The sequence below is a fragment of the Undibacterium sp. Ji22W genome, from assembly GCF_049340305.1.
Taxonomy (GTDB): domain Bacteria; phylum Pseudomonadota; class Gammaproteobacteria; order Burkholderiales; family Burkholderiaceae_D; genus Undibacterium.
The window spans coordinates 604994-617678 of record NZ_JBMPOU010000003.1 but is presented as its reverse complement, the minus strand read 5'-3'; the positions used below and the strand labels follow the sequence as shown (position 1 = coordinate 617678).

Here is a 12685-nt window from a genome sequence, read left to right as displayed (position 1 = left end):
ATGAAATGTTCATCAACGTAAGATTCAAGAATCAAGGAGCAATTAATGCAAATCACAGGAAGCATGGTCATCGGCCAGCAATCCGTATTCGGTAGCGCAGGCACGATCAAAGCGATCAATCCAGCCACCAACAGCGAATTCGAACCCGCATTTGGTTTAGCGACCAACGAGGATGTCGATCAAGCATGCCAATTAGCAGCAGCCACTTTCGACAGCTATCGTGAAACCACACCAGAGCAAAGAGCAGGGTTTTTAGAGCAAATTGCCGACAATATTCTGGCATTAGGCAATACCTTGATCGAACGCGCGCATCAAGAGACTGGCCTGCCAGTGGCACGTTTGGAAGGTGAGCGTGGTCGCACCATGAATCAATTGCGCTTGTTTGCCAAAGTCGTACGCGATGGTGCTTATGTGTCAGCGACACTCGATTCAGCTTTACCAGAGCGCGTGCCGCCGCGTCCAGATTTACGTTTGCGTAAAATTGGTTTAGGACCTGTTGCTGTATTCGGTGCGAGTAACTTCCCTCTAGCCTTCTCGGTGGCTGGTGGTGATACCGCATCAGCTTTGGCTGCTGGTTGTCCCGTCGTCGTCAAAGCACATAGCGCGCATTTGGGAACATCCGAATTAGTCGGCAAAGCGATACAGCAAGCCGCTAATGATTGCGGCTTGGCAGGCGTGTTCTCCATGTTGATTGGTGACGGTCGTCAAATCGGTCAAAGTTTAGTTGCCCATCCAGAGATTAAGGCAGTCGGATTCACGGGTTCTCGTCAAGGTGGTATGGCACTAGTTCGCACTGCAGCAGCACGTGCAGAACCGATTCCTGTTTATGCAGAAATGAGTAGTATCAATCCAGTCTTCTTGCTTCCTGATGCCTTGAAAACTAAAGGTGCCGCAATTGCCCAAGGCTTTGCGGATTCTTTGACAATGGGTGCGGGACAATTCTGCACTAATCCTGGCATGTTGATCGCGCTCGATAGTCCAGAGTTGCAAAGCTTTATCGATACGGCTAGCACTGCCTTACAAGCCAAACCCGCATCAACTATGCTGACGCCAGGCATTCATAAAGCCTATAGCACTGGTGTTGAGCGCTTGAATCAGGTGAACGGCGTGGAAGTCTTAGCGCAAGGTCAAGCAGCAACGACACCGTGCGCGGCTCAGGCAAATCTAGCTGTTTGCCACGCAAACGATTTTTTAAGCAATGTCGCCCTACATGATGAAGTTTTTGGCCCATCTTCGCTATTGATTCGCTGCAAGGATCTGACCGAAATGCAGGCGATTGCTGAACATATTGAAGGTCAATTAACCGCAACGGTACACGCAACCGCAGAAGACTATGCGATCGCCAAATCCCTATTGCCAACACTGGAACGGAAAGCTGGGCGTATCTTGTTTAATGGCTTCCCAACTGGCGTTGAAGTCTGTCATGCAATGGTACATGGCGGACCTTTCCCATCGACCTCAGACAGTCGCAGCACTTCAGTAGGTGCATCGGCAATCGATAGGTTCTTGCGTCCGGTTTGCTATCAGGAATTCCCTGCGGAACTCTTGCCGACCAGCTTGCAAGATACGAATCCATTTGGTATTCCGCGAGTAATCAATGGTGAATTAACTGTGCCAACCAAATAATCTGTAAATGAGTTCCCTCTCACGTTTGTCGGAGAGGGATATAGAAAGATGTAGGGCGGGTGCAACCCGCGCCGCCTGTCGCACAGTCACGCCAGCACGACATGCTGGCGGCGCGGGTTGCACCCGCCCTACTGTTCGAAATTCAAATCAACAGTAGCGCTAAAAACAATAAAACCGGAGACATGCATGTCAACACCAAGCACGCCACAAGGCATAGGTAAATATCGTTGGACGATTTGCGCCCTGCTATTTTTTGCCACCACGATCAATTATCTTGATCGTCAGGTATTGAGTTTGCTCGCGCCGGATTTAAGTAAAGAGTTTGGTTGGACCAACAGCGATTACGCGAATATCACCGCAGCATTTCAATTTGTGTATGCGATTTCCATGCTGTTTGCTGGACGCTTCATCGATAAAATCGGCACAAAAAAAGCCTTCGTATTAGCGATCAGCATCTGGTCGTTAGGTGCCATCATGCATGCATTCGCGATTGCGTTTGGTAGCGCGATCAATACCATTTTTACGACGGTAGGTTTGGCGGTAGTTCCGGTGTCAATCGCAGGTTTCATGTTATCGCGCGCTGTATTGGCCCTAGGTGAAGCAGGAAATTTCCCTGCGGCGATCAAAGCAACAGCTGAATATTTTCCGAAAAAAGAACGTTCATTTGCGACTGGCATCTTTAATTCCGGCGCGAACATCGGCGCGATATTGGCGCCAATTACCGTACCGATGATTGCTGACGCGTGGGGCTGGCAAGCGACCTTCATTATCATCGGCGCGATAGGTTTTTTGTGGCTGGGTGCGTGGCTGATTTTTTACGATAAACCTGAACAACAAAAGCGTTTATCCGCGGAAGAGCTCGCGTATATCAATCACGATCAGGTGCGCGATGGTGTCATCGAGAACTCACAATACGATGGCAAAAAATTTTCTTGGTTTCAATTACTAAATTATCGTCAAACTTGGGCCTTCGCCTTTGGAAAATTTATGACCGATGGCGTGTGGTGGTTCTTCTTATTCTGGTTGCCGAAATATTTAGCTGCGCAATACGGTATGAAAACCACGGAATTTGTATTTCCACTAGCCGTCTTGTATAGCATGACCATGGTCGGCAGTATTGGTGGCGGTTGGTTACCTACCTACTTCATCAATCGTGGCGATGCGCCATATGACGGTCGTATGAAGGCAATGTTGATGATTGCGGTTGTGCCGCTGGTGGTCTTGCTAGCACAGCCTTTTGGTTACATCAGTTTTTGGGTCCCCGTGATTTTGATTGGCATCGGCGCTTCCGCACATCAAGCATGGTCGGCGAATATTTTTACGACGGTATCCGATATGTTTCCGAAAAAAGCGGTGGCCTCTGTCGTCGGCATCGGCGGCATGGCAGGTGGATTGGGCGGCGTTTTGATTACCAAGCTTGGTGGCTGGCTATTTGACTACTACGGTAGTCAAGATCAATTGCAAACCGGCTATACCATCATGTTCGCGATCTGTGCACTTGCTTATTTGGTGGCATGGACCGTCATGAAAACCTTAGTACCAAAATACAAAGTCATCAACGATCTGTAATATGACTATCTTGCACAAACCTGAGATCACACGCATAGCTGAACCACATGCACCTATACGCTGTGGTGTGGGAGAGAGTCCGATCTGGATTGCGCATGAAGCAGCTTGGTATTGGGTCGATATCACGGCAAATACCATCTGGCGCTTAAATTCCAGCGGCGAGGCAAGAAGTTGGCAGACCGCACAAATGATAGGCTGCTTGTCGCCACAAACCAGTGGAGGATTCATCGCGGGCATGGAGAGCGGACTCTTTCATTTGAAATTACACGAAGACGGCACGGTGCTAGCACAGCAGCTGGCAGCACCGAAAGAATCTCTGACAGCGATGCGCTTCAATGATGGCCGTTGTGATCGCCAAGGTCGTTTTTGGAGCGGCACGATGTTGATCGATATGTCGGTACCCAACCCTGCCGGGCATCTATATCGCTACAGCAAAGAACAAGGTATCTCTACACCATTTATCTCAAATTTGTTCGTACAGAATGGCCTAGCTTGGTCGCCAGATGGGCGCACCATGTACCTTTCTGATTCGCACCCCAATAGCCAATTGATTTGGGCATTTGACTACGATACCGACAGCGGCACACCGCACAATCAACGCGTGTTTGTCGATATGAAAACCATGGATGGTCGCCCCGATGGTGCTGCAATCGATATCGATGGTTGCTATTGGATTTGCGCCAACGATGCCGGATTGATTTTACGATTTACACCGAATGGCAAATTGGATAGACAAATCGCTGTGCCGATGAAAAAGCCCACCATGTGCTGCTTTGGTGGCGACAAGCTCGATACGTTGATGGTCTCATCAATCGGTGCAGGACAAGCCGCAGACGACGAATGGGCAGGCGCGACAATCTTGCTCAATCCTGGTGTACAGGGCTACGCTGAAACTGCCTTTGCGGGATAACACACAGCGACGTTGCTACACCGAATGTATTCTCGCTAAAAGGAATTCTTATGATTCATGTCGATCAGGCATTGCGCTGCGTGGCTACTTCTCTATTATTCGCGACGATCCATGTGAATGCGCAAGTTCTCCAACAAGAACACAACATATCAGTTTGGGAGCCCGATCTCGGAAATAACCGCTATAGGAATCCCATCATTCATGCCGACTATTCTGATCCTGATGTCATCCGTGTTGGCGATCAGTACTACATGACTGCCTCCAGTTTTAACAGCGCACCGGGTCTGCCCCTGTTGCAATCCGCCGATATGATTCATTGGTCGCTTGTGGGACACGCTCTCCCCAATCTAGTACCAGCAGAAATGTTTGGTACACCGCAACACGGCAAAGGTGTATGGGCACCAAGTTTGCGTTTTCATGACGGCAAATTTTGGATTTTTTATCCTGATCCGGATGTTGGCATCTATGTCATGACAGCAAAAGATTTTGCTGGGCCTTGGAGCCAACCGCACTTGCTAATAGCGGGAAAAGGTCTGATCGATCCCAGCCCTTTGTGGGACGACGACGGCAAAGCATGGTTACTGCATGCATGGGCAAAAAGTCGTGCAGGCTTTAATAATCAATTGAGTTTGAAAAGCATGACTATCGACGCGCGCCAAATAATAGATGATAAAGGCGTCGTCATTGATGGCAATAAATTAGCGGGCTACACGACTTTAGAAGGTCCTAAATTTTACAAACACAATGCTTGGTATTATGTTTTCGCACCTGCCGGTGGGGTCGAGCATGGCTGGCAAACGGTGTTCCGCGCCAAAAATATTCTTGGTCCCTATGAAGAAAAGATCATTCTCGCGCAAGGCAACAGCAACACCAACGGACCGCATCAAGGCGCTTGGGTGAATGCACAGGATGGAAGTGACTGGTTCTACCATTTTCAAGATAAACGCGCTTACGGCCGCATCGTACATTTGCAACCTATGACTTGGGAAAATGATTGGCCTGTGATGGGTGTGAAGAATAGCAAAACAGGGATCGGTGAGCCGGTTGCAGAATGGCAAAAGCCGTTGAGCAAACCAATTACCGATAAAGTATTCAAAACGACACCTACTGAATCCGATGATTTTTCGCGGTCGCAACTTGGCTTGCAATGGCAATGGAATGCCAACTGGAAAGCTGATTGGTATTCATTAACAGCGCACAAAAATCATTTACGTCTGTATCCGCAATCACTCATTGAAAACAATACGCTGATTGATTATCCTGCGATCATTTTACAAAAAATACCAGCACCAGAATTTAGCGTAACCGTCAAAATAAGTTTGAGCACGAACACAGAAGGAGATCGTGCGGGTTTGATATTGTATGGACTGAACTACGCCTGGATCGGCATTCAGCGACATCAAGACAAATATGAATTGCGTTATACCACTTGCACGGGTGCAGGAAAATGCCTGGAAAAAATATTAGAACAGAAACCTATAAACACACCAGAATTACATCTCAAGCTAAGTATGCGTGCCGGCGGCACTACGCAGTTTTATTACAGCGAAAACACCAAGGATTTCTCCGCTTTTGGATCGTCTTTTGTGGCCGCACAAGGACGCTGGGTGGGCGCTAAAATTGGCTTGTTTAGCACTACAGCTGCTACCGTAAGTAATAAAATTAATTATGCTGACTTTTCAAATTTCATGATCAAAGCAGCTGACTAAGAAAATTGTAGGGCGGGTGAAACCCGCGCCGCCAAGCCCATCAAGCCTCTAAGCAGCGCGGGTTTCAGCCGCCCTACGAGATTACGATTTTTGCAGAAACTAAATACCTTGCTGGATCAAAGAGTTTTTTTCATCCGTCTCAGATAACCGATCCGACACATGAAAAGGCGCGAACCAGCAAGCCAGGAAAGATGGGATAGTCGCAACCATCACCAGTACGAAATAGCTGATGTAACCCAGTTGCTGCTGTAAATGACCACTCACCATACCAGTCACTAAACCACACAAACCCATTAGCCCAGTGCCGTAAGCATAATGTGTCGTGGTGTATTTGCCGGGTGCGAGTTCTTGCATCAGATAAATCATAAAGCCGACCGAACCAAAACCAAAAAAGAACTTCTCAACGATCACGCCAGCACCTATCCAATACAGATTTTCTGGCAGATAAATACTCATGAGCAGAAAAGTAACATTGGGGATATTGACCGCGCAGCACAACCAAAAGAGCGTCGATTTCAACCCACGTTTTGCAACCAACCAACCACCCAGCAAGGAACCCAGCAATACCGCCGCTAGGCCATAGGTGCCATAAATAATTCCAAGCAATTCATTGCTTAAGCCCAAACCGCCTTTACTGGCTGGATCGACCATAAAGAAGGGGCCAATTTTCTCCAAAAATCCTATACTTAAGCGGAACAGGAATGCAAAAGAAATCATGCGCCAAACATCGCGCTTTTCGAAGAAACTGCGAAAGGAATCAACAATAATTCGCCCAGTCGCAGCAACGCTAGTCGGTGTATTAGTGGCACGCTCACCATCAGGCATCACACGTGCGTGCCACACCGCCATCAGCAGAGTAAGACCCGCCACCAAAAAGAAAATCACACGCCAAGACTCCATCCACTCTTCACCAAAACTACCGCTACTATGATGAAATACCCCAGTGTGTAAGCGTCCACTCAGATACACCAAACCACCTGCAGCGACGATAGGTCCAATATTCCAACTCAGGCTTTGGACGCCGCAGTACAAAGATTGGCTACGCTGGTCGAGCGAAGTTACATAGACACCATCACAAGCGATGTCTTGAGTCGCGCCAACAAAGGATAGGACCCAAAACAAGGGAATCAAAATCACCATGTAATCAGGCAAAGACATGGCTAAAGCAACGCCGGCAAAACCTAAACCAATTAGCACTTGCGCGCACAGGACAAAGAATTTTTTTGTCCGATACATTTCTACAAAGGGCGCAAACAAAGGCTTGATCGTGTAAGCAAAAATAAACATGCTCGAATACTGGGCCGCACTACCATTATCCATGCCAAGATTTTTAAACATGATGGCACTGACATTGGTCAACATCATAAAACCCAGCGCCATGGTGAAATAACCAGTTGGCACCCATAACAAAGGTGATCGTGCGTTAAGTTGGTTCTGCATAGTCATAGTCCTCTTCTTTTTGTGTTTTTTGTATGGCTTGAACACGCGTCGTGTCCAGCAAAGAGCGGGTGGCTACAAGTGTCTCGTCCTGTAGGGTTTCTTTTTAGGATTTACGCAAAACAGACGCTGGCGTTGTTGTGCTCGCCTCGCCGTGCAAATGCACAGTCTTCGGCTCGACGCTCAAGCAGCGCAATTTTGCGTAAGTCCTATCTTTCTGAGTTAGCTCTTTCTTTGGTGCGATTTCCTGTTTTTTCTGTAAATGCTGACGCAATAAAGCTGCAGCGCCAATAAATGCTGGCTGCTGTGCGGTAATGACATAGGTTGGAATTTGTGCGGTGAAATCCGAAAAACGTCCCTTCTTTTCGAAGCGACTACGGAATGAAGATCGCGCAAAGAAATTACCTAAACGCGGAACCACACCACCTCCGATATAAATGCCACCTTGCGTAAATAAAGTCACTGCCAAATTTGCCGCGAAAGTACCGAGCATACCGCAAAAACAATCGATGGTCTCCAGACAAATGGCATCACCATTGAGCGCTCGGTTCACGATCGATTCGGTAGACAAGGTATGGTCAACAACCCGCCCGGCAGCGGCAGCTAATGCGGCATGTATCAAGTTAATGCCGGGCCCAGAGGCCAGGCGTTCTGTCGATACATGCTCATACTTTTCCCAGCAATATCGTAAGACGGCAATCTCACGTTCATCAGTCGGTGCAAAGGCAACATGCCCACCTTCACTTTGCAAAGAGCGCCAGCCAATTGGGTCTGGCACCAGCATACCAACGCCTAAACCAGTACCTGCGCCGAGTATGCCAATGACCGCGTCGCGCTTCGCTGTGCCACCACCAATTTGCTGTAATTCACTCGGAGTTAAACCCGGTACCGCCATGGCAAGTGCAGAAAAATCATTGACCATCAGCAGAGTTTGCAAACCTAATTCGGCGCGTGCCGCGCTGACGGAAAACGCCCAATGATGATTCGTCATCTTGATGGCGTCTTCGCCAACCGGATTTGCAATCGCAATCACAGCGTGCTTGATGGTTTGCTGCGTCTTTTGACCTACGTCTTGATCAGCGACTTGTTTGAGGTAACAAAGTGCAGCATCTTCAAAACGAGAAAAATCGACCGTCGCTAAGGTTTGAATGTGGCGAATCTCCCCAGAAGACAATTCCAAAGCAAAACGCGCATTGGTGCCGCCAATATCAGCAAGCAGTCGCGGCTCATCAAGATAATCGTGCATAGGCATGATGGTCTACCTCGCCACGAGTAATGGTTGAACACCGCGTTGCTGCTGACAATAATCGCGATACCACATGGCGCTGTCTTTCAAAGTTCGTTGCTGAGTAGCGTACTCGACATGCACAATACCGAAACGTTTTGAATAGCCTGAATTCCATTCAAAGTTATCCAACAAACTCCATAAGAAGTAACCGCGGACATCGACACCTTGCTGCATCGCAGCGGCTAAAGCAGCCAAATGGTCGCGCACATAGGCGATACGCTGTTCATCAGCAATTTTGCCATGCTCTAAGTGATCGGCGCTGGCCATACCATTCTCTGTAATATAAATGGGGGGCAATTGGTATTCGGCGTGCAGCGCTAATAGTAATTCGGTTAAACCTTGCGGATATATTTCCCACCCCATATCGGTTATACCTTGAACTGCAGGCGCTGAACGTGGCGGATTTTCCGCGGAGCAGAATGCACGAAAATAATAATTCACACCCAAAAAATCAATCTTTTGGTGTATCACTTGCAGATCGCCAGGATAAATAATGGGTGCCTTATCACCATGCGCTCGCAAAGCAAGTTCAGGATAATGTCCTTTGAAAATAGGATCCATAAACCACTGAACGGAACATGCATATTCCAATTCAGCCATGTCGCGATCTGCCTGAGTGTCGGTCGCTGGATCGGCCGTCCATTGATTCAAAACGATACCTAGTGGCGCTGGCGAGCCGACTTCTCGCATGGCGGTCATTGCCAGACCATGTGACAGCAATAAATGATGCGAAACTTGAATCGCGCTTTTAGCATCAGCAACGCCTGGTGCAAATTGCGCGTTGCCATGACCCAGATTGGCGGTACACCAAGGTTCATTGTGAGTCGCAATACTGGCGACACGATGCCCGAATCGGCGTGCCACTTCTCGCGCATACTCAGCAAAATGATACGCGGTATCACGTGATAGCCAACCGCCCTCCTCTTGCAAAGCCTGTGGCAAATCCCAATGGTAAAGAGTCAAATGTGCGGCGATATTTTTTTCCTGCAATGCGCCAATCAGCCTATCATAAAAGGCGAAACCAGCCTCATTCCATGCGCCTTTTCCATCAGGTTGCACGCGCGCCCAAGCCATAGAGAAACGATAAGTGTCCAGTCCTAATGACGCAATAATCTCCACATCCTCGCTATAGCGATGATAATGATCGCATGCGATCAGACCATCGCTTTGATCTTTGATATTGGTTGGATCTTCACAAAATTTATCCCAGATCGATGGTCCTTTACCGTCTTCGTAAGCAGCGCCCTCTATCTGAAAGGCACTAGTGGCAACGCCCCATGCGAAGTCGGCAGGAAAGTGTGGTGCATGCGTCATAATATTATTCAACTTCCAAGTACTTGCGTACGCAACACCACAATCAAACCCGGTAAAGATCGCGAACACGCCTCCAGAATCAGTGATATCTCTGGACAAATCGTTTTACGAAAGTTGATGTGAAGCTAGCGACGCGGATAATAAAAATTAATACCTATCCAGACACTCTGCATCGCCAAAAAGAAGAAACGGCGATACAGAGTACAGGAATAAAAACTACGCCAAAGTAGCGTCAATCACCCGCTTAGAAATTAAACCCGGCGTTCACACCAAAGGTACGTGGTGGCAAGTATTGCGCAACCCAGATACCGCCCGTATTACCGTTTTGGGCGCTGGTTTTAACGTTGCCGTTACCAACATTTCGGACGAAGAAATCCATATAGAATTTATCGCCTTCATAACGCAGGCCAAGATCAGTACGTGAATAGGCAGCTTGTTTATCCGGTGCACCAAAATAATTACTGAAGACACTCAGATTACTTTCAGATTCATAATGCACACTGATGCGCGGAGTCAAAGTCGCATTACCCAAATGGATCGTGTGCTGATATTGAATCTGCATTTGAATCTTGGGTGTATGCGCCATGGTGACGCCGGTGACATCCACGCAATTCGAAACCGTTTTATCGGCAACGCAAGTTGGAATCACATAATCATTAGAGCCGGCTAAAAGCTTGCCCAAGGTCGCTTTTGGTGTGTAAGCCAACGACACTTGTATTTTGTCGTCTTTGCTCAATTTCGCTGCGATTTCAGTTTCAAAACCCGTGATTTTGGCGCCCTCAGCACTCGTTGTCGCCAAGGTACGGCTGCCATCAGGATTGGTCACAGGTGCAGAGAATTGATAGTCTTTGAAGTTCTCATAAAACAGCGCATTGCTGATTTTCACCGCGCCATCCATCAAAGTATGCTTAGTACCAAGCTCGTAATTGGTCAGCGTTTCTGGTGCATAGGTACGACCACCATCTTGCAGACCACCGGATTTATAGCCGGTAGAAACGCTGGCGTACCACATATTATTTTTATCCATGTCGTAGCTGATGCGAGCGAGGCCCGTCAGCTTACTACCCGAATACACACCATCGTTCAAACCTGGCGCGCCGAAACCCGAATTGGCGTCCCATGGATTCACATTTTGGTTCACAGGAATCTGCGCAACCGTTGCTGGTGTCGCTGGATAATTTGCCCAGCCATAGCCACGACCGCCGATATTGGCGCGATCATCTTTGGTATAACGTGCACCGCCAGTTAAATGCAAGCTATCAGACAGATTCCACGTTGCTTGACCAAAAATCGCCTTTGATTCGACGGTTTCTTTCGGTTGAATAAACGAACCCTGCCAACCAACTGTGCCTTGCTGCGTACCGTTCATGATAGGCAAATCAAAACGAATATCGTTGGTCTCAGCTGCATAGTACAAACCGAGCAACCAATCTACGTCTTTCTTACCGGTTGATTGCACTTCCACTTCATGACTGTAATTCACGTAGTTAGAAGAATTTGTATTATGCTCGCGATGGCTGCCGCCAGTAGCAAAGCTCGTTGGCACCACCACGCCCGCATCACCATCAAAGGTTTGTGAGCCACTGAATTTTGCGTAACCAGCGATGTAGGCCAGAGAGACATCATCACTTATTGCAGTTTCATAACGACTGCGAATCGCATCGGAATCACGCTTGGTGCCTGGTGCGGTATCAATCAATGCTGACCACATTTTTTGACCGGCGCGCGGTGTCTGCATCAGATTCATATTCGATGCGCCACGATCAACAAATTTTTCGTAAGATAAATCCCATTTGCTGGTACTAGTAGGCTTCCATAACATAGAGAGACGTACAGCACTTTGTTTTTGCGCACCGTATTTTTGACCGCCAGTCAAAAACAAATTGGTATTGATAGGCTGAAAATCAGCGAGTGCACCACCACCTGCAACGAAGGCAGCACGCTGGCTAGCCAAAGGAATGCTTGGCATCGTTTGATAATCCACATAACCATCATGCTGTTCATTCACGAAGGCGAAACGTAAGGCCATGGTGTCGCTCACTGGCACGTTGAATGCACCGCGCATGCCAAGGCGATTGTAACTACCTGCGCCACCCTCAACCGTGCCAAAAGATTTACCGATGACGGGTTTAGCAGTTTGCATATTCACTGCACCGACCGTCGCATTGCGTCCCCACAATGTCCCTTGAGGCCCACGTAATACCTCGATTGCTTCCAGGTCGAATAATAAAGCGGTCGCGCCTTCCGGACGCGGAGAATAGATGCCATCAACAAAAGACGCGACTTCTGGATCAGCATATTCGGTTTTTGCACTGTCATTACCCACGCCGCGCATGGTCATGGTCATCACGCCATGATCGCCCTGCGCTGTTGCTGAAAATCCTGGTACCAGGTTCACAATGTCTTGCAAAGTCTGTACGTGGTTATCTTCGAGCGATGCAGCACTCAAAGCAGTAATCGCAACTGGGGTACGTTGCAAAGAAGTCGTGCGTTTGGTACCTGTGACCAAAACTTCTAAAATTTTGTCTGAATTATTTGCTGCTGCAGCGGCTTGAGCTGGAGTAGGCTTTTGAGTATCGGCGGTAGCCGCATTTTGCGCTTGGGCGGCGGTACTGCCTGCCATTAAGACGAGCACGGCAAATTGTATCGGTGAGATCGCCCGCTGCTTCGTTTTTAATACGGTGGTTTTCATTGTGTCTCCATTAGGAAATTATTTTGTTTACAGGGTTTTAACATCTAAACTGGTCGTGAAAACGATTTCATTTACTGTGAAAACGTTTTCATGATACATTTTGCTTGAAAACGATGTCAACAGAAATTTCAAGTGGTATG

The 12685-nt window shown here is 48.0% G+C and carries 9 protein-coding genes; 5 read left to right on the top strand and 4 right to left on the bottom strand.

What is annotated here, in order from left to right:
- Nucleotides 1-45: 45 nt before the first annotated feature.
- The 4 genes from ACO0KW_RS15145 to ACO0KW_RS15130 all read left to right on the top strand — a co-directional run bounded on the left by ACO0KW_RS15145 (nt 46) and on the right by ACO0KW_RS15130 (nt 5814).
- Nucleotides 46-1626 (top strand): aldehyde dehydrogenase (NADP(+)), encoded by a 1581-nt coding sequence (locus tag ACO0KW_RS15145; RefSeq protein ID WP_423054108.1) that lies wholly within the window; start codon nt 46-48, stop codon nt 1624-1626.
- A gap of 186 nt (nt 1627-1812) precedes the next feature.
- Nucleotides 1813-3195 (top strand): MFS transporter, encoded by a 1383-nt coding sequence (locus ACO0KW_RS15140; RefSeq protein WP_423054107.1) that lies wholly within the window; start codon nt 1813-1815, stop codon nt 3193-3195.
- Between the two features lies 1 nt (nt 3196).
- Entirely contained in the window at nt 3197-4105 is a 909-nt protein-coding gene (locus ACO0KW_RS15135) for an SMP-30/gluconolactonase/LRE family protein (protein ID WP_423054105.1), read from the top strand.
- A 50-nt stretch (nt 4106-4155) separates the two neighbouring features.
- The gene (locus tag ACO0KW_RS15130; RefSeq protein WP_423054104.1) at nt 4156-5814 is read left to right on the top strand and encodes a glycoside hydrolase 43 family protein; all 1659 of its coding nucleotides are present in this window, start codon (nt 4156-4158) and stop codon (nt 5812-5814) included.
- Between the two features lie 99 nt (nt 5815-5913).
- Here the strand turns inward: ACO0KW_RS15130 and ACO0KW_RS15125 are convergent, their stop codons facing one another.
- From ACO0KW_RS15125 to ACO0KW_RS15115, 3 genes are all read right to left on the bottom strand, one after another.
- A complete protein-coding gene (locus ACO0KW_RS15125) occupies nt 5914-7260 on the bottom strand; it encodes an MFS transporter (protein ID WP_423054103.1) in 1347 nt (448 codons plus the stop codon).
- 97 nt (nt 7261-7357) lie between these two features.
- Complete coding sequence (locus tag ACO0KW_RS15120) at nt 7358-8503, bottom strand: glucokinase (RefSeq protein ID WP_423054102.1); 1146 nt, start codon at nt 8501-8503, stop codon at nt 7358-7360.
- Between the two features lie 6 nt (nt 8504-8509).
- Nucleotides 8510-9853: a GH1 family beta-glucosidase gene (locus ACO0KW_RS15115; RefSeq protein ID WP_423054101.1), complete on the bottom strand. Its 1344-nt coding sequence runs from the start codon at nt 9851-9853 to the stop codon at nt 8510-8512.
- On the opposite strand from ACO0KW_RS15115, the gene ACO0KW_RS15110 reads away from it, so the two are divergent.
- Nucleotides 9845-9976, top strand: a complete 132-nt coding sequence (locus ACO0KW_RS15110; protein WP_423054100.1) for a hypothetical protein — start codon at nt 9845-9847, stop codon at nt 9974-9976. The two genes, ACO0KW_RS15115 and ACO0KW_RS15110, sit on opposite strands and share 9 nt — an antisense overlap.
- 121 nt (nt 9977-10097) lie before the next feature.
- Here the strand turns inward: ACO0KW_RS15110 and ACO0KW_RS15105 are convergent, their stop codons facing one another.
- Nucleotides 10098-12545 carry a TonB-dependent receptor gene (locus ACO0KW_RS15105; protein WP_423054099.1) on the bottom strand — a complete coding sequence of 816 codons (2448 nt, stop codon included), beginning with the start codon at nt 12543-12545 and terminating at the stop codon, nt 10098-10100.
- Nucleotides 12546-12685: the final 140 nt, after the last annotated feature.

What these genes read in the sequence shown, in the direction of transcription:
- ACO0KW_RS15130 (WP_423054104.1), top strand. Translation starts at nt 4,156, where the DNA reads ATGATTCATGTCGATCAGGCATTGCGCTGCGTGGCTACTTCTCTATTA.
- ACO0KW_RS15140 (WP_423054107.1), top strand. Translation starts at nt 1,813, where the DNA reads ATGTCAACACCAAGCACGCCACAAGGCATAGGTAAATATCGTTGGACG.
- ACO0KW_RS15110 (WP_423054100.1), top strand. Translation starts at nt 9,845, where the DNA reads ATGCGTCATAATATTATTCAACTTCCAAGTACTTGCGTACGCAACACC.
- ACO0KW_RS15120 (WP_423054102.1), bottom strand. Translation starts at nt 8,503, where the DNA reads ATGCCTATGCACGATTATCTTGATGAGCCGCGACTGCTTGCTGATATT.
- ACO0KW_RS15135 (WP_423054105.1), top strand. Translation starts at nt 3,197, where the DNA reads ATGACTATCTTGCACAAACCTGAGATCACACGCATAGCTGAACCACAT.
- ACO0KW_RS15145 (WP_423054108.1), top strand. Translation starts at nt 46, where the DNA reads ATGCAAATCACAGGAAGCATGGTCATCGGCCAGCAATCCGTATTCGGT.
- ACO0KW_RS15105 (WP_423054099.1), bottom strand. Translation starts at nt 12,545, where the DNA reads ATGAAAACCACCGTATTAAAAACGAAGCAGCGGGCGATCTCACCGATA.
- ACO0KW_RS15115 (WP_423054101.1), bottom strand. Translation starts at nt 9,853, where the DNA reads ATGACGCATGCACCACACTTTCCTGCCGACTTCGCATGGGGCGTTGCC.
- ACO0KW_RS15125 (WP_423054103.1), bottom strand. Translation starts at nt 7,260, where the DNA reads ATGACTATGCAGAACCAACTTAACGCACGATCACCTTTGTTATGGGTG.